The following is a 24,703-nucleotide window of genomic DNA, read 5'->3' as shown; positions in this document are numbered from 1 at the left end:
GGGTTAGGGGGTGGGCTGGCGCGGCATCTGCGCTGTTTTGCAACGGCTAAGTCAGAGGCTCGCTACGCTCGCGCCCACCCCTAACCCCTCCCGTTTACGGGAGGGGAAGGTCCTGAATTGGCCATTTCCCCGCACTCCAATGGACGCGGCGCGCTTTGGTACAATCGGGGCCTTCAATTCTGCATCCGATATTGCTTCAGCAGATCGTAGAGCGTCGGCCGGCTGATCCCCAGCATCTTCGCCGCGCCGGAGATATTCCCGTCCGTCCGCGCAATCGCCCGGCGGATCGCGCGGCGGTCGGCCATTTCCCGCGCCGCCTTCAGGTTCACCACATCACCGCCTTCGGCGCGATCTCCGTCCAGATCGAGATCGGCCGCGGTCACATGCTTGCCGTCGGCCATGATGACGGCGCGCTTCATGCGGTTTTCCAGCTCTCGCACATTGCCCGGCCAGCCCCAGGCGTCGAGCGCCGCCAGCGCATCGGGCGCGAGCCCCTTGACCTGCGGATTCATCTCCTTGGCGAAGCGGTGGAGGAAATGCCGCGCCAGCAGCGCCGGATCGCCCGGCCGCTCCCGGAGAGCGGGAATGCGCACGACGATCTCCGCCAGGCGATAATAGAGGTCCTCCCGGAAAGTGCCTGCCGCGATCATGGCTTCCAGATCCTGATGCGTGGCGCAGACGATCCGCGTGTCAACCGATATGGGCTGGCGTCCGCCGATCCGTTCGATCACCCGCTCCTGCAGGAAGCGCAGCAGCTTCACCTGCAAGGCCAGCGGTATGTCGCCCACTTCGTCCAGGAAGAGCGTGCCGCCCTGCGCCTGCTCGATCTTGCCGGGCGTGGTCTTGATCGCCCCGGTGAAGGCGCCCTTCTCATGGCCGAACAGTTCGGCCTCCAGCAATGTTTCGGGAATCGCCGCGCAGTTGATCGCGACGAAGGCCCCGTCCCGGCGCGGGCTGGCATCGTGCAGGCCCTGTGCCAGCAATTCCTTGCCGGTGCCGCTTGCGCCCAGCAGCAGGACGGAGACGTCCGCGGCCGCCACCCGTTCTATGGTGCGGGCGACCTTCATCATTTCCGGCGCGGCGGTGATCAGCCGGCCCAGCACGCGCCCACCCTCCGGCGCGGTTTCGGCCAGCCGGGCATTTTCCCGCTCCAGCGCATGGACGTGGAAGGCGCGGCGGACGATCAGCCCCAACTCATCGATGTCGACCGGCTTCTGGTAGAAATCATAGGCGCCGCCGGAAATGGCCTGGAGCGCGCTTTCCCGCGCCCCATGGCCGGACGCGACGATGACCTTCGTGTCCGGCTTGATCCGCAGCATTTCCGCCAGCGTCGCGAACCCTTCGCTGGTGCCGTCGGGATCGGGCGGCAGGCCCAGGTCCAGCGTCACCACATCGGGCGCCTGCTCGCGCAGCATCTCTATCGCTTCCTCCCGGTCGCCCGCGATGAAGAGCTGATATTCCTCATAGGCCCAGCGCAATTGCCGTTGCAGGCCCGGATCGTCCTCGACGATCAGCAGTTTCGGTCGCATGTCGCTCATCAGGCGGCCTTCCCCCTAAGATCCTGTTGCGCCAAAGGCAGGCGCAGCGTGAACCGGCTCCCCACGCCGGGCTTGCTTTCCACATCGATGCGGCCGCCCATCGCCTGGGCCAGCGCCCGCGCCTCGAACGCGCCGATGCCAAAGCCCCCCGCCTTGCTGGAGGAGAAGGGCTTGAACAATTCGCGGCGGATGAATTCCGCGGTCATCCCCCGGCCCTGATCGACGACATCCAGCAGGGCGCAGCCACCCTCGGCGGACAAGCGCAATTCCACGGGGCTGTCCGGCCGGCTGGCGTCGATGGCGTTCTGGAGCAGGTGGGTGACGATCTGCTCGACCCTGGCGGGATCGGCCAGCACGGGCGGCGCGTCGCCGGTCACGCCTATTTCGTGCTGGCGCGAGCGGGTGCGCGCGACCTGCTCCGCCACTTCGCGCAGCGCCATAGGCCGGGGTTCCTCCGCCCGGCCCTTGTTATGCTGCGACAGGCGCGCGAGCATGTCGTTCATCTTGCCCACCGATTCCTTCAACGTCAGCACCATGTCGGTGCGGAAATCCGGATTGTCGGCGTGCCGCTCCGCATTGCGGGCGAGCAGCGAAAGCTGGCTCACCAGATTCTTGACGTCATGGATGATGAAGGCGAAGCGGCGGTTGAACTCCTCGAAGCGCTGGGCGTCGTCCAGCGCCTGCTGGCCCTGCGCCTCGCTCAGATAGCTGGCCGCCTGCCGTCCGGCGGCGCGCAGCATGTCGAAATCCTCCCAGTCGAGCCGGCGGTCGATCGGCGGGCGGGCAAGCAGGATCGCGCCGATCAGCCGGCCGAAATGGATCAGCGGCACCAGCGCCCAAGCGCGGCGGTCCAGGCTCATCCAGCCCGGCGCACTGATTTCCCCGGCCCCGGAAGGCGGGCGGTCGATGTCGATGATCCAGCCGCTCTGTTCGATGAGGGCGGCGAGCGGGGCGGGCACGACCGATCCGTCGGGCCTGTCCCCCTGCCAGTTCCAGTGCGTTTCGAACGCCAGCGCGCCGTCGTCCGCGCGCAGCATCAGCAGGGCGGCGGGAGAATCGGTGATGTCGGCCACCGCCTTCGCCACGCGCTCCCCCAAAGGCAGGGCATTGTCACCGGGGCGGCCTATGGTGTCGCCGAAGCGCATCCATTCGGTGCGATAGTCGTAGCGGTGCTGGAAGAAATGCTTGGCCACCTGCACCTTCCAGAAGGCGCGGAGCCGGCGGGAAGGCAGCAGCACGAGCGCGCTTACCGCCAGGAAGAAGACGCAGCCGATCTCGACCGCGCGGGCATAGGGCCCGGCGACCAGTTCCACCAGCACCGCCGCCGCCGCCAGCACCACGATGTAGAGCGCAATGGCCGCGAGGGATAGCGACTGGAATGTCAGGGTGCGGGACAGTTGCAGCCGTCCGGCCATGTCGGCGCGCATTCCCGCCGCGATCACCGGGGCCAGCAGCGCCATCATCGGCCCGCGCAGCGCGTAGAGATCGCTTGCCCGGTCGATGGCGAAGGTGGCGATGGCATAGAGATTGAGGTCATATGTCCACATCGCCGCCAGCGCCCCCAGCAGCAGCGCCACCCGCTCCCGTTCCCGCACCGGCCAACTGATATAGAGATGATGGACCAGCATCAGGCTGCCGATGGCGGTCATCAGGTGCAGCACCAGCGAGGCGTGAAGAAGCGCGCGGTGCAGGTCGCTAGGCTCCGGCAATTGCCGCCAGATGAGGTCGGTGAAGGTCTGAAGCAAGATGATTCCCGCCACGGCGGCATAGACCGATCCGATCGCCAGCAGGGATTCTCCCCGCACCGCGCCGTTCCGCCGCAGCATCGCGAACAGCAGCAGCAGCCAGGCCGCGTTTCGGATATTTTCTCCGATGCCGGTCAGCGGTTTGCCCACCCCGCCGAAGGAGACATAAAGCGACCAGCAGGCGGTCAGCAGCAGCGCGGCGGCCAGCAGGCGCTGTTCGGCGGCTTCTTCCCGGCGGCGCAGGACGAAAATGCCGAGCGCCGCGAACAGCACGGCGGCCAGCGCATGGCCCCAGTCCCCGACGAATTGCAGCAGGCCGCTCACCGCGCCCCCTCCGGCCAGAGGATGACGCGCAGCGTCTGGATGAGGATCAGCAGATCGAGGAAAGGCGTGTAGTTCTTGGCGTAATAAAGATCATATTCCAGCTTGTTCCGGGCATCCTCTATCGACGCGCCATAGGGATAGTTGATCTGCGCCCAGCCGGTGATGCCGGGTTTCACCATATGCCGCTCCGCATAATAGCGCAGATGCTGTTCCAGATCCTCGACGAACTGGCGGCGTTCGGGGCGCGGGCCGACGAAGCTCATCTCGCCCTTCAGCACCGTCCATGTCTGCGGCAGTTCGTCGATGCGCAGCTTGCGCAGCCAATAGCCAAGGCGGGTGATGCGCGGATCGTCCTTTTCCGCCCAGACCGCCTGGCCGGACAGTTCCGCGTCCTGTCGCATGGTGCGCAGCTTCACGATCCAGAATTCCTCGCCGTAAAGGCCGACGCGCTGCTGGCGGTAGAAGGCGGGCCCCTTGCTGTCGAGCTTCACCAGCAGGGCGGCCAGCAGGATGATGGGGCCGGTCAGCAGCAGCAGGATCGAACTGGCGAGGACGTCGAACAGCCGCTTGGCGATGCTGGACAGGCGGCGGCCGGCGGAAAAGCCGTCGGAGAAGATCAGCCAGCTCGGATTGACGCTGTCCAGGTCGACGCGGCCGGTTTCCCGCTCCAGGAAGGTGGAGATTTCGTTCACATGGACGCCGGTGGTCTTGATGCGCAGCAGGTCGCTCAGCGGCAAGGCGTTGCGCCGTTCCTCCAGCGCCAGCACCACCTCGCTCGCGGCCAGGCGGACGACGAAATCGGCGAGATTGTAGATGGCGCTGCGGTTGATCGCCTCCGGGATCACCTGCGCGCCGTCATTCATCGCGATGTAGCCGACGACGAGGAAGCCAGATCCCTTGCGCTGTTCGATCTCCCGGATGCGGTCGGCGCGATTGCCCGCGCCCAGCACGACCAGCCGCCGCTTGAACGCTTCGCCGCCGAGCATCGATCCCAAAAGGACGCGGATCGCCAGCAGCAGGGCAATGGCGAGCCCCATGGCGTAAAGCGAATTGGACCGCCAGAGCGTGATGTCCGGCAGCAGGAAATGCATGACCGACAGGAACAGCACGCCCAGCGATATGGCGACCAGCAGCCGCGCCAGCGCGTAGCGGATGGATTGCAGCGCCTCCGGCCCATAGACGCCGACCGCGATCATCGCTGTCTGGATGGCCAGGCCGAAGCTGAGCAGCGGCGCGATGCGGGTCGAAACATGATCGACCTCCATGCCGATCTGACGGGCGCGCAGAATCCACCCGCCTTCAGCCGCCGCCATCAGCAGCATGAAGTCCAGAAGGCCGAGCAGCAGGACCGCATGCGGCACATAATGTTTGAACAATCTTATCATTCGTTGCGTGTTCCCGCTGCGCCCGGCGGGCAGGTGACAGCCGGATCAGCTTACAGGCGCTGTAAGGAAATCCGACACTGTCAGGGACAATGCACGACAATCACAAAGATTTTCTGAACGGACCACCGGCCATGCCGGCGAAGCGAACCGGCAGGGGCAATCAATTCTGGTTGCGAAGCGCATCCGCGGCGTTCTTCGCCGCGTGGCCCACCACATGGGCGGCGCTGTCGACAGAACCGGCTGCCTTCATAAGCGCGTCGGCACGGCGGTCGTCGCGTTCCTTCGTCATGTAGAAAAAGCCGATCGCCAGCACCAGCGCCAGGGCGACCAGAAGGAATATGATCAGGCTTCCCCGCGACCGGCCCGGCAAGGAAGCCGGTTCGAAGGGTTCGTCCTTACGACCTTCGTCCATTCTCCTTCTCCCGATCCTCGCATACCGAGGCGGAGAGTATAGCACAGATCACTCCACGTCGGAGTCGGTATCTTCACCTGTTTCCCGGGATTCCCGGCCCCGGCTCAACCGGTCGACATCGTCCATGATCTCGTCCAGCACCGCGGCGTCGCTGCTTTCCTGGCTGCGGCGGGATGGCAGTTCGCCATTTTCCAATATCTGCTCCAGCGCGGCGCGGCCGCGGGCGACGCGGCTCTTGATGGTGCCCACGGCGACGCCGCAGATTTCGGCGGCTTCCTCATAGGCGAAGCCGCCCGCGCCGACCAGGATCAGCGCCTCTCGCTGGGGCTGCGGCAATTGCAGCAAGGCGCGCTGCATGTCGGACAGTTCGACATGCTTGTCCTGCCCGGCGGGCGCGGCAAGCAGGCGGTCGGCCGCCAGATCGTCCCAATCGCCCCGGAAGCGGGAACGGCGCATCTGCGACAGATAATGATTGCGCAGGATGATGAAGGTCCAGGCACGCATGTTGGTGCCCGCCTGGAAGCGGCTGCGCGCGGCCCAGGCCTTCAACAGCGTTTCCTGCACCAGATCGTCCGCGACATCGCGATTGCCGGACAGGGACCGTCCAAAGGCGCGCAGATGGGGGATGACCGCCGCCAGTTCCCGCTTGAAATCGGTGTCTGAAAGCGTTTCGCGCTCAACATCCTGGCCCACGCCGTCGCTCATGGTAACAACCCCTTCACCGGCTGTCGCCCTCGCTGCATGAACGGAAGTCGTCAAAGCCATATGTGCGTCCGCATCCCAATCTTTTTCTTCTCAAGGACCAATTGCCGCAACCGCGTTCAATGGCCCCACAATATCACAATCATCACGATGATCGCGAGTGTCAGTGAAACGCCGAGCACGTAACGCACGATATGCGGCGTCGAGCCCGCCCTGGCTTCTTCCGTCGCAATATGCTGCTCCTGTTCGACCATGGGTCGCTCCCGATCGTTACGCATCAATAACGCGGGTCGCGGACCGGGGTTCCCCTTCTTTCCAGCCTAATTTCAGAAAGCCGCGCGCGACGTCAGGCCGGCGCGGTCGCTTCGTCGAAGAACAGCGCCTGAGAAATCGCGGCCTTGACGGTCGAACGCTGGAAAGGCTTGGTGATGAGGAAGGTCGGCTCCGGCCGTTCGCCCGTCAGCAGGCGTTCGGGGAAGGCGGTGATGAAGATCACCGGAACGGAGAATTCGGCGAGGATGTCCTTCACCGCATCGATGCCGCTCGAATCGTCGGCAAGCTGGATGTCCGCCAGCACCAGCCCGGGCCGTTCCGCCATGGCTTCGCGCACAGCATCCTCGCGCGTGACGGCGATGGCGGTGACTTCATGCCCCAGGTCGCGAACGATGGTCTCTATATCCATCGCGATGATCGGCTCATCCTCGATGATCAGCACCTTGGCGCGGGTCTGCGCCTCGATCTCGCTCAGCGCTTCCTTGACCAGCGCTTCCACATCGTCGCTGTCCAGGCCGATCAGATAGCCGACGTCATCGACGGTGAATCCCTCCAGCGCCGTCAGCAGCAGCGCCTGGCGCGGCAGCGGCGTCAGGCGGGCGAGTCGTGCCTGCGCGATCGCCTCCTGCCCGTCGGCGCCGGTCAGCACCGGCCCGTCTTCCAGATGGGACGAGGACCAGATCGCATGGAAAGTCTTGTAGAGGCCAAGGCGCGGATCGACATTCGACGGAAATTCGTCGGGCGCCGCCACGATCGCCTCCAGCGTGGCGCGCACATAGGCATCGCCATGCGCCTGGCTGCCCGTCAATGCACGCGCGTAGCGCCGCAGGAAAGGAAGGTGGGGGTGCAGTTGCTGACCAAGCGACATCTGTAAAAATTCTCCCAGCCCATCGGGCGCCTTGTCCTATGTTAAAGCCACGCCTTAACCAAAATGCCGAAACATTCGCCGGAATGGGAGGATGGATGGACGATGCCGATGTGGCAAGCCCCCTTACCCCCTTTCAGAATGGAAATGCTTCGGGCATGACCGCCCGCGTCGCCTTCCATTCTCGCCGCCGACCTCGTGCGGCGGGCAAAAAATGCTTCGCCAAGGGAACCAACGACCAACGGATTTGTTTCACTGCCGTTCGGTTTTTTCGAAAATCTTTGGAATTTTGTGTTTTGATTTCCCTGACGCCGAATTGACGTCATAGGGGAAAGCCGCAAAAAGAGCAGGCTGGCATGACATTGATGGCTGCAGAGGGGCGTGTTTTGGTTGCTTCAACGACGGAACGGGATGTGACGGGAGGGGACAAGAAAGATGTCGGCACCAACACTCCGGATTCTGGCGTGAAGGGCAGTGTCGCCCGCAAGAAACGCACCTCGGCCGCGAAGGACGACGGCCAGGTCGCCAATGCCCTGCGATCCGTCTATCAGCGCGCGGTTGACGAGGATATTCCCGCGGAAATGCTTGACCTTCTCAGCAAGCTCGACTGACTCTCCCTGATCGGCCGGACCGGGGGGAGCCGGAAACAAGCGGAGGGGACATGGCGCATCTGGTAAAATCCGGCCGGCGAGCGACGCTCTCCCCGAAGAATCGGCGTTCGATGTTCAGCGTCAGGTAAATGGACAGAATATCCCCACCGCCGCCGGCCGAAGGCATGCTTCCCCCGGCCGCTTCCTTCATTCAGAGATTGAACGCGGTTTCCCATTCCACCGGCGTCAAGATGTTCCTCATCCTGACGCTGGCCCTGCTGCCGCTGGGCCTGATCGCCCTGGTCGCCTCGCTTCAGGCGATCCGCACCACCGACCTGGAAAAGGAAGCGCTGCTGCGCGTGGCGGTGACGCAAAGTGCGCGCAAATTGTCCGCCGATCTCGCGTCCGACCGAACGGCGCTGATGCTGACGGCCAATGCCTTTGCGACATCCGGCCCCGATCCGGCGATGTGCGCGCGCCTTTCGGCCTTCCTGACCTCTCACGACCGTGGCGGCGGCCGCTACTATATCTACGACCGCTCGGGCCGGCGGCTTTGCGGTTCCACCCTGCCGGAACCGCCGGGCCTTCCCCGGTCGGAACGTTTCGGCGATGCCGCCGCGCAGTTGTTGACGGATTCGCCCTATCTCATCAGCCGGGCGAGGAGCGCCAACGGCGCGGTGGTCGCCATCGCTTATTATCCGCGCGGCTATCTGGAGGCGATGACCAACCCGGCGGGCACGTTGCAGAACCGGCAGATCACCTTGAATGAGGGCGGCCGCAGCCTGCTCATCACCCGGCCTGCCGGCCTTTCGGGCGGGCATAGCACCACGCTTTCCGCCCGGCTCGACCCGCCTGACATCGTCCTCACCATGACGGTGCGCGATCCCCCGGTCACGATCGCGCGCATGTTGTCGCTGTTCCTGCCGCTGGTCATGTGGTTCGCCGCGGCAGCCATTGGCTGGTTCGTCGTCAACCGCCTTCTGATCCGGCCGCTGGTGCTGCTGCGCCGCACGGTGGCGGCCTATGAACCCGGTCAGGTGCTGGAACCGATGCGCCGTATCCGCACCCCGGCGCAGGAGATCGTGGCGCTGGGCGACACCTTCCGCGAAATCAGCGAAGATGTCGCCACCCATGAGGCGGAGATGGCGGAGGGCCTGGAAACCCAGCGAAAGCTGACGCGGGAGGTCCATCACCGGGTCAAGAACAATCTCCAGATCATTGCGAGCCTGATCAACCTGCACGCGCGATCCGCCCATGACGCCGAGGCGGTCGAGGCCTATGCGACGATCCAGCGGCGGGTCGATGCGCTGTCGGTCGTCCACCGCAACCATTATGCCGAGCTGGAGGAACATCGCGGCGTCGGCGTGCGGTCGCTGATCAGCGAACTGTCGGCCAGCCTGCGCGGCACCGCCCCGGCCGAGGCGCGCCGCTTCGGCATTCAGATCGACAGCGACAATCTGCACATCAGCCAGGACGTCGCGGTGCCCATCGCCTTCCTGCTGACCGAGCTGGTGGAACTTGCCATGCTGTCCAATCCGCGCACGGCGATGCGGATCTCCGTGCAACTGGAACCGGGCCGCACCGACCGGGCGGTGCTCCACATCCTCTCGCCGGCGCTGCGCGGATCGCCGGACATGACCGCCCGGCTGGAGGAGCGCTACGGACGGGTGCTCACCGGCCTGTCACGCCAGTTGCGCGCACCGCTGGACCATGATCCGGAGACGGGCGACTATGCGATCGTCATTACGGTGCTGGAGTAGGCGTTCGGGGAGCTTGCCCCCTCAGGCCCGCTGATAATCCCGCCGGAAATCCGCTGCGAAGCCTTGAAAGCGCCCGATGGCGATGCTGTCCCGAATCCCCTGCATCAGCGCCTGGTAGAAATGGATATTATGCTGCGTCATCAGCATCGCGCCCAGCATCTCGCCGGCCTTGACCAGATGGTGCAGATAGGCGCGGCTCCAGGTCGTGCAGACCAGGCAACCGCAGCGCGGATCGAGCGGCCCCTTGTCCTCCGCAAAGCGCGCATTGCGGATGTTGAGCGGCCCGGCCCAGGTGAAGGCCTGACCGTTGCGCCCGCTGCGGGTGGGCAATACGCAGTCGAACATGTCGATCCCCCGTTCCACCGCGCCGACAATGTCGTCCGGCTTGCCCACTCCCATCAGGTAGCGCGGCTTGTCGGCCGGCAGCATGCCGGGCGCGAAATCGAGCGTGGCGAACATCGCCTCCTGCCCCTCGCCCACGGCCAGCCCGCCGACGGCATAGCCGTCGAAGCCGATGTCGATCAGCTTTTCCGCCGAAATCCGCCGCAGACCCTCGTCCAGCGATCCCTGCTGGATACCGAACAGCGCCGCCCGCTCCGCATGTTCCGCCCCTGCATCGAACCCGTCTCTTGAGCGTTTCGCCCAGCGCATGGAACGCTCCATGGACTTCGCCGCCTCGTCATGGGTGCAGCCGTTCCTGGTGCACTCGTCGAAAGCCATGACGATGTCGCTGTCCAGCAACCGCTGGATCTCCATCGAACGCTCGGGCGTCAGCATATGCCTGGAGCCGTCGATATGGCTGGAAAAGGCGACCCCCTCCTCGCTCATCTTTGTCAGCGCGCTGAGGCTCATCACCTGATAACCGCCGCTATCGGTCAGGATCGGCCTGTCCCAGCCCATGAAGGCGTGCAGGCCGCCCAGTCGCGCGACGCGCTCCGCCCCCGGACGAAGCATCAGATGATAGGTGTTGCCAAGAATGATGTCTGCGCCGGCTGCACGCACTTCGGCCGGACGCATCGCCTTCACCGTGGCGGCGGTGCCGACCGGCATGAAGGCAGGCGTGCGAATCTCGCCCCGGCGCATCTGGATGGCGCCCGTGCGGGCCTTGCCGTCGGTCGCGGCGATCGAAAAGGAGAAGCGGGGATTTGTCACAGCGCGCGCTGTACGGTCGAAAGAGGCGCCAGACAAGGCCGCAAAGCCGCGCTTCAGCCCTTCTTGCGCAGCCCATCAAGCGCAACGATCGCGTCGACATCGAACCCTTCGACCCGGCGGTAATTGCCGATGAAACAAAGACAATCCGCAGCCAGGCTGAGCTGCCATGACTCACCTTGCAGGTCGTGCAGCAGCAGGGTCACAAGCTGCCTGTCGGTTCGGGGCGTGTTCATGACGATGATCGTAATTAATAAAGGTTAACAAAGGCCTGCGCCCGATTTGCGACAAGTTTTCAAAGAAGCTATTTGTTGCATAAATACAACAAAACTCTGCGATTGGCCGGTTTTTAGGCGACATCCCTGCAACAGTTGCTATTAAAAATGGTTAATTCCGGGGCAATGGCTTTCGGCGCGATTGCATAAGCGCGGCAACCCTGTTCTGCTTAACATCTGTTGCAGTTTGGGGGCTCAGATGGTTGATTCCGGACGATTTAATTCCGGCCGTGAACATATGGACGATCTGACTCCCGCCCCTCTTTCGGCGGAGGAGGATGTCGTGGCTGCCGTTACGGAAAGCATGGCCTCGACGCCGGACGTCGGCACCTCGACCATGTTCGACCTCGGCCAGATCGACATAAGCTGGGAGGCGGATGCCGCTACGCTCTGGGCATTCATGACGCCATCGAATCGACCGAATTTCAGCCCCGCCATGTTGCGTGACGTCCGCTATTGGTATGTGGAGACCAAGCGACTGTTCGATGCGGGCAAGCTGCCGGTCAAATATATGGTGGCCGGATCGCGTTTTCCCGGCGTTTTCAACCTGGGTGGCGATCTGGAACTGTTCGCCGGCTGCATCGAGCGTGGCGACCTGCCCGGTCTTGTCGACTATGGCCATGCCTGTATCGACGTGGTTCATCGCACCTGGCGCAATGGCGACCTTCCCGTGATTTCCATTGCGCTGGCACAGGGCGATGCGTTGGGTGGCGGCTTCGAAGCCTTGCTTTGCTTCGATGTCGTGATTGCCGAACGCAGTGCGCGTTTCGGTCTGCCCGAAATGCTGTTCGGCCTTTTCCCCGGCATGGGGGCTTATTCCATCCTCGCGCGCAAGCTGGGTCGGCTGGCGGCCGAACGGATGATCCTGTCCGGCAAGGTCTATACCGCGCAGGAGATGCACGACATGGGCATTATCCACACGCTGGTGGAGGATGGCGATGGTGAGCAGGCCGTCCGGGACTATATCGCGGCCAGCCTGCCCCATCATGCCGGTCATGTCGGGGTGTTCCAGGCAGGTCGACGCGTCGATCCGCTGGAGTATGAGGAACTGAAGGACATCGTCGAGAATTGGGCGGCCACTGCACTCAAGCTCGATCTGAAGGACGTGCGGATGATGCGCCGCTTGGCCTCGGCCCAAACCCGTCTGCATAGATAGGATCAGGCGCGCCGCCGGTCCTGGAGCATGGCGACGCTGCCGCTATCGTCATCCATCTGCCGCATCATCTCCAACACCTGCACCGCGGGGACTGGCCGGCTAAGCACGAAACCCTGCACATTGGTGAAGCCCATTTCGCGGGCGCAACGCAGTTGATCGTCGGTTTCAATCCCCTCCGCCACGGTTTCGACATCCAGGGCGTGGGCCAGATAGGCGACCGACTGGGCAATCGCCCTGTGGCGTGAATTCTCCTCGACGCCACGCATGAAGCTCTGGTCGACCTTGATCGTGTCGAAGGCATAGTCGCGCAGATAACCCAGCGAGGAATAGCCGGTCCCGAAATCGTCCAGCGCCAGCCGCAGGCCGATCCGCTGGAGATCGGACAGGATCAGGTTGGTCCGGCCGCTATCCTCCAGGAAGATCGACTCGGTCACCTCCAGTTCCAGCCGACGCGCCCTCAGTCCCGATTGCATCAGCGCCGCGATGACCGCGCGGGGCAGGCTGTCGCTCTTGATCAACACCGGGGAGATATTGACCGCGACGCGGACATTCTCATCCCATTCCATCGCATCCTGGCAGGCCTGCTCCAGCGCCCAGGCCGTGATCGGTTCGATCATCGAGCAGCTCTCCGCGATGGGGATGAACTCCGCGGGGGAAATGCGGCCGAGCGTCGGATGATCCCATCGCATCAGGGCCTCGCAAATCGTGATCTTGCCGGTTTTCGTGTCGAAGATCGGCTGGTAGTGCAGCACCAACTCATTATTCGCCATGGCGCCGCGCAGGCCCATTTCCAGATCGTAGGTGCGGTTCTGCCGCTCCTTCATAGACCAGGCGAATTGCGCATGGCGGTTTCGGCCCGCATGCTTAGCCTGATACAGCGCCATGTCGGCATGCTGGAGCAGTTCGTCGCTGTCCTGTCCGTCCCCCGGCGCAACCGCGATCCCCATGGACGCGGTCACGCCGAGACTATAGCCGCCGACGTCGAAATCATGCGTGAATTCGGCCATTACATCGTCCGCGATCCGCTCCGCTTCGGCCCGGCTGGCGCCGGGGCAGATCAGCACGAACTCATCTCCTCCGAATCGCGCGACATGGCCGCGCCCATCCAGCGCGCGAGACAGCCTTTCAGCGACCCTGCATAGAAGCTGGTCGCCGATCATATGTCCCAGGGAGTCGTTGATTTCCTTGAAGCGGTCCAGATCCATCCAGAACACCGCCATCGGATCCTGATCGGATCGTCGTCCATCGAACATCTCGCGCAGCCGCATCTGCATCGCCATGCGGTTTTCGACACCCGTCAGGCTGTCGAAGCGGGCCAAACGCTCGAACTTGGTGGCGAGCTGCGACTTTTCATATTTGCCCTGCAATGCCTCCAGAACGATGCGATGCGTCGTCTTGGTAATGTCCGCCATGGCGAAGATCATCAGGAAGCAGAGAATTCCCAGAACCGTATAACTCAGCCCACCCGCGAGGACGAGGCCCAGCGAGGTAGGCAGCAGGGATAGACATGTCTGTCCCACCGCGACGTGAATGCGGCCAGCATTACGACCTGAAATACCGCCGGAATAGGACGCCACCAGGCAAACGGCCAATACGTGGAGCGTCGCGTCCTCCGAGAGCAGGAGAGTCGCGAAGGTCAATATTCCGAGGAGCGCGGCATAGGCCCAGGCGCCCAATTCATAAGCCAGTCCCCAAATCGGTTGGGTTACACCGCTCTGATGGGCAAGCTGCCGCTCGAAATAAACGGCCGAGATCGACCGGCTGAGCCCGACGAGACAGATCAGGACCGCAATCGCGGTGATGGCGGGCAGCCGCGCATGCCATGCGATCACCAGCCCCAGCGCGCCGCCGGCAACCGCACCGATCATCAGCGAGGCGGGAGAGGCATAAAGGGATTTGACGAGATTCGCCTGCACTTCAGCGCTTTGCTGGGTGTCCGGCGTCATGCGCCCTCGCAGGGATGCGAGCAAGTTTCGTTCAGGGCGTGACACGTCATCGCCACCATTGCCGAAACATGATTTCCATTTGGTAAATCGCGCCGTCCAAAAGAACTGGGAATTAGCGGATTGTTACGGAATCGACCGGCCATCGCGACCTATGCTGGCAAGGCAGGGCAAGAGGGGCTTGCTTTCCCCGGTCGTAGCCGGAAAATAGCGTCATCGTGTCATATCATCCTCTGCATCGCCCGGTCTGGAACGCCCTCAACAGCGGCTGGAAGCCCTTGGCCGAAGGGGATGCGCTCGCGCTGCGGATCGATCCTCGCTATGGGCCCTTTGCCGCTGCGGCGGACGGCAGTCCGGCGGCTCGATCGGCGCTGGCTGCGCTTGTGCCCGAACAGGGGGAGCTGTGGATCGTCGAACCCGATGCGCAAACGCCGCCGGCCGGCACGCGCCTGGTCCGCGAAGCGATGCTTGCGCAGATGATGGCGGAGGAGATTCCGGGCGATGCGCCGTCCTTGGAACCCGTCGTGCTGACAGATGATGATGCGACGGAAATGCGTGCTCTTGCATTGATGACGAAGCCTGGCCCCTTCCTGCCGCTGACCCATCGGCTCGGTCGCTTCATCGGCATCAAGGAGCGGGGCAGGCTGATCGCCATGGCGGGAGAGCGGATGCGCATGCCGGGCTTTGCCGAGGTCAGCGGTGTCTGCACTCATCCTGACCATCGCGGGCGGGGCTATGCGAAGGGCCTGATGCAGATCGTTGCCAGGGCCATGCTGGAACGCGGAGAAATGCCGTTCCTGCATGCCTATGCCGCACATGAGGCGACGGTGGCGCTCTACGAAACGCTCGGCTTTCGGATAAGGGCGCGGATGCACATGATGGTGGTCGCCCGGATCTGAGCCATCTCGCTGCGGAGCCTGCCCGAGGGCTCGCCCGCCCAGAATATGCGGGGATTCAGCCCATGGCGGGCTGCAAATGGCGGCTTTCTGCGCCTCCGGTGCTCACATATTGAAGTACGCTGCGTCGGAGCGAGTCGCGCGCCTCGTTCGAGTGCCTTCGCAGGAGCATGATGCGGCCTGGGGCGAACATCAAAACTCTGTCGTGAAGCCCCTACTCAAGCTTACGCAACAGCGTTGCCCGTCGGTTCCGGCCAGACACTCAGCCGATATGCGTCAACCGCTCCAGCGTGATCCAGCCTTCCACATAATTGGCATAATAGAGGCCGAACAGAACCGCCGACAGGACCGTCGCCCGAAGGGCAACGACGCCCGGACGAAAATTGCTGGGCGCGCTGTCCGCCTGCCCCGGCCGCAACGCCTCCCCCGTTTCATCGGGCGTGCGAATGCCGAAGGGCAGCACTATGAAGGCGCTGATCACCCAGAACAGCACGTAAATGGCAAAGATCGCATACCAGTTCATGCGCAAAGGGCTTAGGCGCGAATGAGCAGCACGTCCACCACCGGCTTCTTGCCCGTCCAGCGGGTGGCCGTGCGCCGTACCGCCAGCCTGACCCGTTCACGCAGCGCCTCTTCCTCCTGCGATCCCTTGGCGACAGCGCCCGCAGCCTCCTCGGCCGCCTCCTCCAGAAAGGCGGCCTTGTCCTCTTCCACCGGCACGCCCTGGGTGCGCAAGGCGGGGGAACCGATCACCCTGCCCTTGCCATCCAGCGCCACCGCGACGCTGATCTGGCCATGCAGCGCAACCTTGCGCCGCTCGTTCATCGTCGCTCCGTCAGCGGGCAGGATGACGTCGCCATCCAACACCAGCCGTCCCGTCGTTTCGTTGCCGATGACCTCCGGCCCGTTGGGCGCCAGCCGCAGCACATCGCCATTGGACTGCACCACCGCATAGGGAACGCCGCTCGCCAGACCCAGCCGCGCCTGCTCGGCCATATGCCGCCGCTCGCCATGGACCGGCAGCAGGATTTGCGGCCGTACCCAGCGATACATGGCTTCCAGTTCGGGACGACCCGGATGGCCGGAAACATGCACCTCCGCCTGACGATCCGTCACCATCAGCACGCCCTTGGCCGCCAGCGCGTTCTGGATGCGGCCGATGGCGATCTCATTGCCCGGAATCTGCTTCGAGGAGAAGACGACCAGATCGCCCTCGTCCAACTTGATGGGGTGGCTGTCGAAGGCGATGCGCGACAGGGCGGCCCGCGCCTCCCCCTGCCCGCCAGTGGCGATGATCATCACCTCATTATGCGGCAAGGCCATCGCATCGTCCCAATCGACGGTCGGCGGGAAATCCCTGAGATAACCTGCCGTCCGCGCCGTCGAGATGATCCGGTCGAGCGACCGCCCCGCCACGCAGAGCTTGCGCCCCATGGCATTGGCAACCTCCCCCAGGGTCTGCAACCGCGCGGCATTGGACGCGAAGGTCGTGACCAGCACGCGCCCTTTAGCGCCCTCGATGGTCTGCATAAGCCCCACGCGCACATCGCCTTCGGAGCCGCTGGCTTCGGGATTGAAGACGTTGGTGCTGTCGCACACCAGCGCCAGCACCCCCTCGTCGCCAATGGCCGCCAGTTCCTCGGGCGTGGAGGGCTGGCCCAGCAGCGGCGTTTCGTCCAGCTTCCAGTCGCCGGTATGGAAGATTTTGCCATAGGGCGTGTCGATCAGCACCGCATTGCCTTCGGGAATCGAATGCGCCAGCGGCACATAGCGGAAGCCGAAGGGCCCCAGGGCGAAGCTGCCCTCATTGTCGATCACGTTGAGCTCGACATCCTGGGTCAGCCCCTCTTCCTCCAGCTTCAGCCGGATCAGCCCCGCAGTGAAGGGCGTCGCATAGAGCGGCACGCCCAGATCGGCCGCGAGATAGGGAATGGCGCCGATATGGTCCTCATGTCCGTGGGTCAGCACGATGCCCAGCAGATCGTCCTTGCGATCCTCGATGAAGCTCAGGTCCGGCAGCACCAGCTCCACGCCGGGATAGGCGGGATCGGCAAAGGTCAGGCCCAAGTCGACCATCACCCATTTGCCCTGGGAACCGTAGAGATTGACATTCATGCCGATCTCCCCCGAGCCGCCAAGGGCCAGGAAGATCAGCTCATTTCCGGGTATCATTCTGTTTTCAAACTCCGTTCATACAGCAATGCGAGGCCCTGGATCGTGAGATCGGGCGCGATCGCATCGAAAATATCGCTATTGTCGTCGAAGAGGACCGCCAGGCCCCCCGTTGCAATCACCTTGGCGGGACGGCCGATTTCCGCACGTATGCGGGCGACCAGCCCCTCCATCATCGCCACATAACCCCAGAAGACGCCGATATGCATCTGCGCTTCGGTGGTGCGGCCGATAACCGACCGGTTCTCCGGCGGCGCGATCGCGATCTTGGGCAGCTTCGCCGCCGCCGCGACCAGCGCATCCAGCGACAGGTTGATGCCCGGCGCGATGATGCCGCCCTTGTAAGCGCCGTGATAGTCGATGACGTCGAAGGTCGTCGCCGTGCCGAAATCGATGACGATCAAATCCTCGCGGTAGAGATGGTGCGCGCCGATGGCGTTTACAACCCGGTCCGCCCCGACCGAGGCCGGTTCGGCCACGTCGAGTTCGATGCCCCACTCCACCGGCGCCTGACCGGCGATGAGCGCGGTCGTCCTGAAATATTTATCGGCCAGCACCTGAAGATTGTGCAGGGCGCGCGGCACGACGGTCGCGATGATGACCGCCTCCACATCGGCAATCTTATAGCCCTCCAGCATCAGGAGCTGGTTCAGCCATACCGCATATTCGTCGGCGGTGCGCCGCGGATCGGTCGCGATCCGCCAGCGGGCGCGAATCTCCCGCCCTTCGAGCAGCGCAAAAACCACATTGGTGTTACCCGCGTCGATCGCGAGAAGCATGGCCGATCCCCGATGTCAGATGAGAAGGATGTCGCCGGCATGAATGGCACGGCTCTCGCCATTCGCCAAGCGCAGGATCAGCATCCCATGGCGGTCGAGCGTGTCGAATGTGCCTTCCACCGTCTCGCCATCGGGCTGCACCACGCGCATCGGCGTGCCGGCAGGATGGGCGTTGAGCAGCCAATGCGTCCGCACCGGCTCCAGCCCCTGCGCACGCCAGATCGCCAGCCAATGGGCGAACAATTCCGCAAGCCGCACCTGCAGAGCAGCCGCGTCGGCCTCTGGCGCGCCCTGCGAGAAGAGGCTCGTCACCGGCCGGTCGAGCCCGGTCGGATGCCCGGTCACATTGACGCCGATCCCCGCAACAATGGCATCGCCGGCCCGCTCCAGCAGGATGCCGGCGATCTTCGCGCCGTCCACCAGCACGTCATTGGGCCATTTGATCCGCGCCCGCCCCTTGCAAAGCGGCGCCACCAGCGCATGCACGGCGTTGCCCGCGACCAGCGCCAGCGTATGCGGCAACGGATCGCCCCCCCGCAACCGGATCAGCGTCGAACAATAGAGATTGCCGTCGGGACTTTCCCAGCTGCGCCCCATGCGCCCGCGTCCGCCGGTCTGCCGCCCCGCGCGCAACCAGCAGCCTTCAGAAACGCCTTGCTCCACCAACGCCAGCATGTCGGCATTGGTGGAGCCAGTCTCCTCGACGAAGCGAAGCTCGGTCAGAACAGCGACGCCGCGGCCGCCGCGCTCGCCTTGTCGAGGACGGGATTGAGGAAATAGCCGAAGACGATCACCACGGCGCAGGCCGTCAGGATGATATTCTCAACCGCACCGCCGCGCGCTTCATAGGGCGCCGCCGGCTCGTCGAAATACATCGTCTTGATGATCTTCAGATAATAGAAGGCGCCGATCACCGACATGGCGATACCGAAGGCCGCCAGCGCCGTCAGGCCCGCCGCGACGGCCGCGTCGAACACCAGGAACTTCGCCCAGAAGCCGAAGAGCGGCGGAATGCCGGCCATGGAGAACATGAAGATCGCCAGCGCCGCCGCCAGACCCTGGCGCGAGCGCGAGAGGCCCGCAAGGCTGGCGATGGTCTCGACCGGACGCCCCTCCGCATCGCGCATCTGCAGGATGCAGGCGAAACCGCCGATGGTCATGACGACATAGATCGCCATGTAGCTCATCGTCGCCGCCGCGCCCGCGGGCGTGCCGGTGGCAAGGCCGATCAACGCGAAGCCGACATTGTTGATCGACGAATAGGCCATCAGCCGCTTGATGTTGGTCTGGCCGATGGCCGCCACCGCACCGAAGAGGATCGAGGCGAGCGCAACGAAGATCACGACCTGCTGCCAGTCGAGGCCCGCCGGCCCCAGCGCCTCTATCGCGACGCGGACGGTAAGGCCGATGGCCGCCACCTTGGGCGCGCTGGCGAAGAAAGTCGTGACCGGGGTGGGCGCTCCTTCATAGACGTCCGGCGTCCACATGTGGAACGGCACGGCGCTGATCTTGAAGGCGAGGCCGGCAAGCACGAACACCAGGCCGAAAAGCTCGCCCTTCGACACACCGTCGCTCAGCGCGACCGCGATGCCGTCGAAGCTGGTGCCGCCGGTAAAGCCGTAGAGAAGCGCCGAACCATAGAGCAGGATGCCGCTCGCCAGCGAACCCAGGACGAAATATTTAAGGCCCGCTTCGGACGACCGCTCGTCCTGCCGCATGAAGCTCGCCAGCACATAGGCGGCAAGGCTCTGCATTTCGAGGCCGACATAGAGCGTCAGCAGGTCGCCCGCCGACACCATCATGCCCATGCCGATCGAGGAGAAGAGGATCAGCACCGGATATTCGGCCCGCAGCGCGCCACCCACCAGGAAATAGCGCGGCGCAAGCAGGATGGCCGCCGCCGCCGCGCCATAAATCAGCGCCTTGGCGAAGACGGAGAAGGCATCGGCGCGCACCAGCCCGTCAAAGGCATCGGGCCCATGCGCCAGCGAAGTGGACAGCGCCAGGCCTGCGATAGCCAGCGTCAGCACCGACAGCCAGTTCACCAGCCGCGCCGTCGCATCGCCGCCATAAGCTGCGATCAGCATCAGGATCAGGCCGCCGGCCGTCAGGATCAGTTCCGGCAGGACCGCCAGAAGGGAAGCGGAATCAATCATCAGTGCGCCTCCCCGTGCGCAGGGGCTTCTTCATGATGGGCAGCCTCGGCAGCCGGAACGGCCGCCCCCATCTTGATCTGGGAATCGCCCGCCGGCCTGGCGGAGGCGACGCGCGCTTCGAGCGCGCGGATATCGGAACGCATGGGCGCCAGGAAGCTCTCCGGATAGACGCCCATCCACAGCACCGCCGCCGCGATCGGCGCCAGCAGCCAGATTTCGCGCGCGGACAGGTCCGGCATCGCGGCCGCATCGGCATTCTTCTGCTCGCCATAGGCGATCCGGCGGTAGAGATAGAGCATATAGGCCGCACCCAGGATGATGCCGGTGGTGCAGACCAGCGCCACCCAGCTCGACGCCTGGTAGATGCCCATCAGCGACAGGAATTCACCGACGAAGTTGCTGGTGCCCGGCAGGCCGACCGACGCCATGGTGAACAGCAGGAACAGCACCGCATATTTCGGCATGTTGATGCTGAGGCCGCCATAACGGCTGATCTCGCGGGTATGGAGCCGATCATAAATGACGCCGACGCAGAGGAAGAGAGCGCCCGACACCAGGCCATGGCCCAGCATCACCATCATCGCGCCTTCGATGCCCGCCTGGTTGAAGGCGAACAGGCCGACGGTGACGATGGCCATGTGCGCCACTGATGAATAGGCGATCAGCTTCTTCATGTCCGACTGAACCAGCGCGACGAGGCTGGTATAGACCACCGCGACCATCGACAGGCCCCAGACCAGCGGCGCCAGTTGCGCGGAAGCCTCCGGGAACATCGGCAGCGAGAAGCGGATGAAGCCGTAACCGCCCATCTTCAGCAACACGCCCGCCAGGATGACCGAACCGGCGGTCGGCGCCTGAACGTGCGCGTCGGGAAGCCAGGTGTGGACCGGCCACATCGGCATCTTGACGGCAAAGCTGGCGAAGAAGGCGAGCCACAGCCATGTCTGGATATGCGGATCGAAATGATAGGCCATCAGCGTCGGGATGTCGGTCGTGCCCGCTTCATGCACCATCCACATCATCGCGATCAGCATCAGCACCGAGCCGAGCAGCGTGTAGAGGAAGAATTTATACGAAGCGTAGATGCGATCCGCGCCGCCCCAGATGCCGATGATCAGGTACATCGGGATCAGGCCGGCTTCGAACATGATGTAGAAGAGATAGAGATCCTGCGCCGTGAAGACGCCGATCATCAGCACCTCCATGAACAGGAAGGCCGCCATATATTCCGGCACGCGCTTCTCGATCGCGATCCAGCTCGCGCCGATGCAGATCGGCATCAGGAATACGGTGAGCGCGATCAGCAGCAGCGCGATGCCGTCGATCCCGAGCGCCCAGGCGAAACGGCCGAAGATCGGCGCATATTCCTGGAACTGCCATTGGGCAGCGGTCCCCGACTGGTCGAAATTCATCCAGAGGATGACGCCCAGCACGAGATCGACCAGCGTTGCGACCAACGCGATCCAGCGGGCCTGATTGGCGCCTGCGAACAGACAGGCGATGGCCCCCGCCATCGGCACTGCCATCATCAGGGAAAGGATGGGGAAGCCGCTCATTATCGTGTCATCGCCCAGGTTGCAGCCGCGGCGAGGCCGATCAGCATCACCAGCGCGTAAGTGTAGAGGTAGCCGGACTGAAGCCGACGGGTGACTTTGTTGCCCTGCACGACCAGCGCAGCCAGACCGTTAGGCCCGAAGCGGTCGATCAAGCCCACGTCACCGAACTTCCAGAAGAAGCGGCCGATGGCGAAGGCAGGCTTGACGAAGATGAAATGATACAGCTCGTCGAAATACCATTTGTTGAGCAGGAACTGGTACAGCACGCCGAAGGTGGCGACGAAGCGCTGCGGCCAGTCGGTGTGCTTGATATAGGCCAGCCAGGCTATGACCAAGCCGGTCAGCATCACCGTGAACGGTCCGAACTTGACCCAGGTCGGCACTTCATGCGCGGCGTGCATCAGATGGCTGTCGAACGCCAGCGCGCCCTTCCAGAACTCGATGCCGCCTTCCGGGCCGATGAACTGGTCATGGAAGAGGAAGCCGGCAAACACCGCACCCAGGCTCAGCACCACCAGCGGGATCAGCATCACCCAGCCGCTTTCATGCGGATGATAGCCGCCGGTGCCGGTCGGCAGGGCATGGGCATCGGCTTCATGCCCGTGCGGATCGTGACCCGCATGCTCCTGCGCCGGTGCGTTGTCGTCCTCCACGCCATGACCGTGGGTGGCATGTTCGTCATGACCATGGCCATGTGCGTCGTGGACGGCATGCTGGATATGCTCCGATGCGGCCCAGCGGGGCTTGCCGAAGAAGGTCAGGAACACGAGGCGCCAGCTGTAGAAGCTGGTGAGCAGCGCCGCAAATACGCCGACCAGATAGGCGCCGACGCCCGCACCGCCAGACGCATAGGCCGCTTCGAGAATGCCGTCCTTCGAATAGAAGCCTGCAAAGCCATAGCCGACCAGCGGAATGCCGACGCCGGTGATCGCCAGCGTGCCCAGCGTCATCGTCCAGAAGGTGATCGGAATCTCCTTCCGCAGCGCGCCATAGTAGCGCATGTCCTGTTCATGGTGCATCGCGTGGATGACCGAACCCGCGCCCAGGAACAGCAGCGCCTTGAAGAAGGCGTGGGTGAAGAGGTGGAACATCGCCGCGCCATAAGCGCCGACGCCCGCCGCGAAGAACATGTAGCCGAGCTGCGAACAGGTCGAATAGGCGATGACGCGCTTGATGTCGTTCTGCACCGTGCCCACGGTCGCCGCGAAAAGGCAGGTGGCCGCGCCGATGAAGGTCACGAAGCCAAGCGCCGTCGGCGAGGTTTCGAACATCGGGGACAGGCGGCACACCATGAACACACCGGCGGTCACCATGGTCGCCGCGTGGATCAGCGCCGACACCGGAGTCGGGCCCTCCATCGCGTCCGGCAGCCAGGTGTGGAGGCCAAGCTGCGCCGACTTGCCCATCGCGCCGATGAACAGCAGCAGGCAGAGCACGGTCATGGTGTCGAAACGATGGCCGAGAAAGCCGATGGTCGAACCGGCCATTGAAGGCGCGGCCGCCAGGATTTCGGGGATGGAGATGGTGTTGAACACCAGATAGGTGCCGAAAATGCCCATCATGAAACCAAGGTCGCCGACACGATTGACGACGAAGGCCTTGATCGCGGCGGCGTTTGCGCTCGGCTTCCGGAACCAGAAGCCGATCAGCAGATAGGAGGCGAGCCCCACGCCTTCCCAGCCGAAGAACATCTGCAGCAGGTTGTTCGCCGTCACGAGCATCAGCATCGCGAAGGTGAAGAGCGACAGATAGGCGAAGAAGCGCGGCTGGTCCGGCTCCTCCTCCATATAGCCCCAGCTATAGAGATGGACGAGGCTGGACACGCTGGTGATGACCACCAGCATGACCGCCGTCATGGTGTCGACGCGCAGCGCCCATTGCGCATCGAAACTGCCCGACTGGATCCAGGTGAAGGCCGGGACCACATAGGGTTCGGCATGGCCGGTCAGGAAGCTGATGAAGATCGGCCAGCTCATCGCACAGGATGCGAACAGCGCGCCGGTGGTGACGATCTTCGCGGGCAGCTTGCCAAGGGCCTTGTTGCCAAGACCGGCGATGGCAGCAGCCAGCAACGGGAGAAGGACGATAAGCTGGATCATCGAGCTTTAGCCCTTCATCCGGTTGACATCGTCGACGGCGATGGTGCCGCGACCGCGGAAGTAGATGACGAGGATGGCAAGGCCGATGGCCGCCTCACCCGCCGCGACGGTCAGCACGAACATGCTGAACACCTGTCCCACCAGATCGCCCAGGAAGGCGCTGAAGGCGACAAGGTTGATGTTCACGCTGAGCAGGATCAGCTCGATCGCCATCAGGATGATGATGACGTTCTTGCGATTGATGAAGATGCCCAGCACGCCCATCACGAAGAGGATCGCGCTGACCACCATATAATGCTGAAGGCCGATCACAGCTCCACCCCCTGCCCGACGGGCTGATTGACGTTGCGCACCGCGTCTTCGGGACGGCGGCGGTTCTGGCGGGCGATGTTCTGGCCGCGCACGCCGCCACGGGCGCGATGGGTCAGCACGATGGCGCCGATCATCGCGACCAGCAGGACGATGCCCGCCGCTTCGAACAGGAAGATGTAGCGGGTGTAGAGCAGCGCGCCGATCGCCTGGATATTGCTGAGTTCCGGGTTCACCGGAGCCGCGCGCTGCGCCAGTTCTATGGGGCCCGCGCTCCAAAGGCCGATGCCCAGCACGATCTCCGCCAGCAGCACCAGCGCAATCAGCAGCCCGAAGGGGAGGTAATCGACGAAACCGGCGCGCAGTTCGGCGAAATCGATGTCGAGCATCATCACGACGAACAGGAACAGCACGGCAACGGCGCCGACATAGACGATGACAAGGAGCATCGCGATGAATTCGGCGCCCAGCAGGACCATCAGCCCCGCCGCGTTGAAAAAGGCAAGGATCAGCCACAGCACCGAATGAACCGGATTGCGCGACAGGATCGTAAGCGCGCCGCTGCACACCACGATCGCGGCGAACAGGTAAAAGGCAAGCACGTGAATCACAGGATCAT

General features: G+C 63.9%; 24 protein-coding genes. 5 read left to right on the top strand and 19 right to left on the bottom strand.

All coding sequences use genetic code 11. The features are described from left to right. Positions 1-173: 173 nt before the first annotated feature. From prsR to K7W03_RS14165, 7 genes are all read right to left on the bottom strand, one after another. Complete coding sequence (prsR, locus tag K7W03_RS14190) at positions 174-1,538, bottom strand: PEP-CTERM-box response regulator transcription factor (RefSeq protein ID WP_048575863.1); 1,365 nt, start codon at positions 1,536-1,538, stop codon at positions 174-176. Then, entirely contained in the window at positions 1,538-3,607 is a 2,070-nt protein-coding gene (gene prsK, locus K7W03_RS14185) for an XrtA/PEP-CTERM system histidine kinase PrsK (protein ID WP_222886584.1), read from the bottom strand. Before prsK ends, prsR begins: the two co-directional genes overlap by 1 nt. After that, a complete protein-coding gene (locus K7W03_RS14180; RefSeq protein ID WP_044662531.1) occupies positions 3,604-4,992 on the bottom strand; it encodes a TIGR03013 family XrtA/PEP-CTERM system glycosyltransferase in 1,389 nt (462 codons plus the stop codon). Before K7W03_RS14180 ends, prsK begins: the two co-directional genes overlap by 4 nt. A gap of 160 nt (positions 4,993-5,152) precedes the next feature. Further along, positions 5,153-5,404 (bottom strand): hypothetical protein, encoded by a 252-nt coding sequence (locus tag K7W03_RS14175; protein WP_025549518.1) that lies wholly within the window; start codon positions 5,402-5,404, stop codon positions 5,153-5,155. Between the two features lie 48 nt (positions 5,405-5,452). Further along, a complete protein-coding gene (locus K7W03_RS14170) occupies positions 5,453-6,109 on the bottom strand; it encodes a sigma-70 family RNA polymerase sigma factor (protein ID WP_025549519.1) in 657 nt (218 codons plus the stop codon). A gap of 116 nt (positions 6,110-6,225) precedes the next feature. Next, on the bottom strand, positions 6,226-6,360 hold the full coding sequence (locus K7W03_RS28100) for a hypothetical protein (RefSeq protein ID WP_025549520.1): 135 nt from the start codon (positions 6,358-6,360) through the stop codon (positions 6,226-6,228). Positions 6,361-6,452: 92 nt separating this feature from the next. Next, positions 6,453-7,247 (bottom strand): response regulator, encoded by a 795-nt coding sequence (locus K7W03_RS14165; protein ID WP_025549521.1) that lies wholly within the window; start codon positions 7,245-7,247, stop codon positions 6,453-6,455. A gap of 95 nt (positions 7,248-7,342) precedes the next feature. Here K7W03_RS14165 and K7W03_RS14160 point away from each other — a divergent pair, with 95 nt between their 5' ends. The 3 genes from K7W03_RS14160 to K7W03_RS14150 all read left to right on the top strand — a co-directional run bounded on the left by K7W03_RS14160 (position 7,343) and on the right by K7W03_RS14150 (position 9,594). Beyond that, positions 7,343-7,564: a hypothetical protein gene (locus tag K7W03_RS14160; protein WP_128830766.1), complete on the top strand. Its 222-nt coding sequence runs from the start codon at positions 7,343-7,345 to the stop codon at positions 7,562-7,564. 36 nt (positions 7,565-7,600) lie between these two features. Next, on the top strand, positions 7,601-7,855 hold the full coding sequence (locus tag K7W03_RS27855) for a NepR family anti-sigma factor (protein WP_044662533.1): 255 nt from the start codon (positions 7,601-7,603) through the stop codon (positions 7,853-7,855). A 230-nt stretch (positions 7,856-8,085) separates the two neighbouring features. Next, positions 8,086-9,594, top strand: coding sequence for a sensor histidine kinase (locus K7W03_RS14150; RefSeq protein ID WP_025549522.1), 1,509 nt, complete (start codon positions 8,086-8,088; stop codon positions 9,592-9,594). 21 nt (positions 9,595-9,615) lie between these two features. Here the strand turns inward: K7W03_RS14150 and tgt are convergent, their stop codons facing one another. Both tgt and K7W03_RS14140 read right to left on the bottom strand, forming a co-directional pair. After that, the gene (gene tgt, locus K7W03_RS14145) at positions 9,616-10,746 is read right to left on the bottom strand and encodes a tRNA guanosine(34) transglycosylase Tgt (protein WP_222886583.1); all 1,131 of its coding nucleotides are present in this window, start codon (positions 10,744-10,746) and stop codon (positions 9,616-9,618) included. Between the two features lie 53 nt (positions 10,747-10,799). Then, positions 10,800-10,979, bottom strand: coding sequence for a hypothetical protein (locus K7W03_RS14140; RefSeq protein WP_025549524.1), 180 nt, complete (start codon positions 10,977-10,979; stop codon positions 10,800-10,802). Between the two features lie 238 nt (positions 10,980-11,217). Between K7W03_RS14140 and K7W03_RS14135 the strand changes: the two genes are divergently transcribed. Further along, complete coding sequence (locus K7W03_RS14135; protein ID WP_413469336.1) at positions 11,218-12,174, top strand: crotonase/enoyl-CoA hydratase family protein; 957 nt, start codon at positions 11,218-11,220, stop codon at positions 12,172-12,174. Between the two features lie 2 nt (positions 12,175-12,176). Here K7W03_RS14135 and K7W03_RS14130 read toward each other — a convergent pair whose 3' ends face one another. Further along, positions 12,177-14,120, bottom strand: a complete 1,944-nt coding sequence (locus K7W03_RS14130; RefSeq protein ID WP_222886581.1) for a putative bifunctional diguanylate cyclase/phosphodiesterase — start codon at positions 14,118-14,120, stop codon at positions 12,177-12,179. 215 nt (positions 14,121-14,335) lie between these two features. Here K7W03_RS14130 and K7W03_RS14125 point away from each other — a divergent pair, with 215 nt between their 5' ends. Then, positions 14,336-15,016 (top strand): GNAT family N-acetyltransferase, encoded by a 681-nt coding sequence (locus K7W03_RS14125; protein ID WP_222886580.1) that lies wholly within the window; start codon positions 14,336-14,338, stop codon positions 15,014-15,016. Between the two features lie 259 nt (positions 15,017-15,275). Here K7W03_RS14125 and K7W03_RS14120 read toward each other — a convergent pair whose 3' ends face one another. The 9 genes from K7W03_RS14120 to K7W03_RS14080 are packed head-to-tail and all read right to left on the bottom strand — an operon-like array spanning position 15,276 to position 24,695. Continuing rightward, positions 15,276-15,536: a DUF1467 family protein gene (locus K7W03_RS14120; RefSeq protein WP_044662535.1), complete on the bottom strand. Its 261-nt coding sequence runs from the start codon at positions 15,534-15,536 to the stop codon at positions 15,276-15,278. 11 nt (positions 15,537-15,547) lie between these two features. After that, positions 15,548-17,185, bottom strand: a complete 1,638-nt coding sequence (locus K7W03_RS14115; protein ID WP_222886579.1) for a ribonuclease J — start codon at positions 17,183-17,185, stop codon at positions 15,548-15,550. Beyond that, positions 17,182-17,964 (bottom strand): type III pantothenate kinase, encoded by a 783-nt coding sequence (locus K7W03_RS14110; protein WP_044662537.1) that lies wholly within the window; start codon positions 17,962-17,964, stop codon positions 17,182-17,184. Before K7W03_RS14110 ends, K7W03_RS14115 begins: the two co-directional genes overlap by 4 nt. A 15-nt stretch (positions 17,965-17,979) precedes the next feature. Then, positions 17,980-18,687, bottom strand: a complete 708-nt coding sequence (locus K7W03_RS14105; RefSeq protein ID WP_226870160.1) for a biotin--[acetyl-CoA-carboxylase] ligase — start codon at positions 18,685-18,687, stop codon at positions 17,980-17,982. Further along, positions 18,684-20,120, bottom strand: a complete 1,437-nt coding sequence (gene nuoN / locus K7W03_RS14100; RefSeq protein WP_025549532.1) for an NADH-quinone oxidoreductase subunit NuoN — start codon at positions 20,118-20,120, stop codon at positions 18,684-18,686. Before nuoN ends, K7W03_RS14105 begins: the two co-directional genes overlap by 4 nt. Continuing rightward, positions 20,120-21,676: an NADH-quinone oxidoreductase subunit M gene (locus tag K7W03_RS14095; protein ID WP_061935335.1), complete on the bottom strand. Its 1,557-nt coding sequence runs from the start codon at positions 21,674-21,676 to the stop codon at positions 20,120-20,122. Before K7W03_RS14095 ends, nuoN begins: the two co-directional genes overlap by 1 nt. Then, on the bottom strand, positions 21,676-23,775 hold the full coding sequence (gene nuoL / locus K7W03_RS14090; RefSeq protein WP_222886577.1) for an NADH-quinone oxidoreductase subunit L: 2,100 nt from the start codon (positions 23,773-23,775) through the stop codon (positions 21,676-21,678). Before nuoL ends, K7W03_RS14095 begins: the two co-directional genes overlap by 1 nt. A 6-nt stretch (positions 23,776-23,781) precedes the next feature. After that, complete coding sequence (gene nuoK, locus K7W03_RS14085) at positions 23,782-24,087, bottom strand: NADH-quinone oxidoreductase subunit NuoK (protein WP_004211745.1); 306 nt, start codon at positions 24,085-24,087, stop codon at positions 23,782-23,784. Beyond that, complete coding sequence (locus K7W03_RS14080; protein WP_025549535.1) at positions 24,084-24,695, bottom strand: NADH-quinone oxidoreductase subunit J; 612 nt, start codon at positions 24,693-24,695, stop codon at positions 24,084-24,086. Before K7W03_RS14080 ends, nuoK begins: the two co-directional genes overlap by 4 nt. Positions 24,696-24,703: the final 8 nt, after the last annotated feature.

The sequence above is a fragment of the Sphingobium sp. PNB genome (assembly GCF_019873065.1).
Lineage (GTDB): Bacteria > Pseudomonadota > Alphaproteobacteria > Sphingomonadales > Sphingomonadaceae > Sphingobium > Sphingobium fuliginis.
Note: the sequence above shows the minus strand (reverse complement) of the source record. Positions and strands in the feature narration are given on the sequence as shown.

What these genes read in the sequence shown, in the direction of transcription:
- prsR (WP_048575863.1), bottom strand. Translation starts at nt 1,538, where the DNA reads ATGAGCGACATGCGACCGAAACTGCTGATCGTCGAGGACGATCCGGGC.
- K7W03_RS14180 (WP_044662531.1), bottom strand. Translation starts at nt 4,992, where the DNA reads ATGATAAGATTGTTCAAACATTATGTGCCGCATGCGGTCCTGCTGCTC.
- K7W03_RS14175 (WP_025549518.1), bottom strand. Translation starts at nt 5,404, where the DNA reads ATGGACGAAGGTCGTAAGGACGAACCCTTCGAACCGGCTTCCTTGCCG.
- K7W03_RS14170 (WP_025549519.1), bottom strand. Translation starts at nt 6,109, where the DNA reads ATGAGCGACGGCGTGGGCCAGGATGTTGAGCGCGAAACGCTTTCAGAC.
- K7W03_RS28100 (WP_025549520.1), bottom strand. Translation starts at nt 6,360, where the DNA reads ATGGTCGAACAGGAGCAGCATATTGCGACGGAAGAAGCCAGGGCGGGC.
- K7W03_RS14165 (WP_025549521.1), bottom strand. Translation starts at nt 7,247, where the DNA reads ATGTCGCTTGGTCAGCAACTGCACCCCCACCTTCCTTTCCTGCGGCGC.
- K7W03_RS14160 (WP_128830766.1), top strand. Translation starts at nt 7,343, where the DNA reads ATGGACGATGCCGATGTGGCAAGCCCCCTTACCCCCTTTCAGAATGGA.
- K7W03_RS27855 (WP_044662533.1), top strand. Translation starts at nt 7,601, where the DNA reads ATGACATTGATGGCTGCAGAGGGGCGTGTTTTGGTTGCTTCAACGACG.
- K7W03_RS14150 (WP_025549522.1), top strand. Translation starts at nt 8,086, where the DNA reads ATGTTCCTCATCCTGACGCTGGCCCTGCTGCCGCTGGGCCTGATCGCC.
- K7W03_RS14140 (WP_025549524.1), bottom strand. Translation starts at nt 10,979, where the DNA reads ATGAACACGCCCCGAACCGACAGGCAGCTTGTGACCCTGCTGCTGCAC.
- K7W03_RS14135 (WP_413469336.1), top strand. Translation starts at nt 11,218, where the DNA reads ATGGTTGATTCCGGACGATTTAATTCCGGCCGTGAACATATGGACGAT.
- K7W03_RS14130 (WP_222886581.1), bottom strand. Translation starts at nt 14,120, where the DNA reads ATGACGCCGGACACCCAGCAAAGCGCTGAAGTGCAGGCGAATCTCGTC.
- K7W03_RS14120 (WP_044662535.1), bottom strand. Translation starts at nt 15,536, where the DNA reads ATGAACTGGTATGCGATCTTTGCCATTTACGTGCTGTTCTGGGTGATC.
- K7W03_RS14115 (WP_222886579.1), bottom strand. Translation starts at nt 17,185, where the DNA reads ATGATACCCGGAAATGAGCTGATCTTCCTGGCCCTTGGCGGCTCGGGG.
- K7W03_RS14110 (WP_044662537.1), bottom strand. Translation starts at nt 17,964, where the DNA reads ATGCTTCTCGCGATCGACGCGGGTAACACCAATGTGGTTTTTGCGCTG.
- nuoN (WP_025549532.1), bottom strand. Translation starts at nt 20,120, where the DNA reads ATGATTGATTCCGCTTCCCTTCTGGCGGTCCTGCCGGAACTGATCCTG.
- K7W03_RS14095 (WP_061935335.1), bottom strand. Translation starts at nt 21,676, where the DNA reads ATGAGCGGCTTCCCCATCCTTTCCCTGATGATGGCAGTGCCGATGGCG.
- nuoL (WP_222886577.1), bottom strand. Translation starts at nt 23,775, where the DNA reads ATGATCCAGCTTATCGTCCTTCTCCCGTTGCTGGCTGCTGCCATCGCC.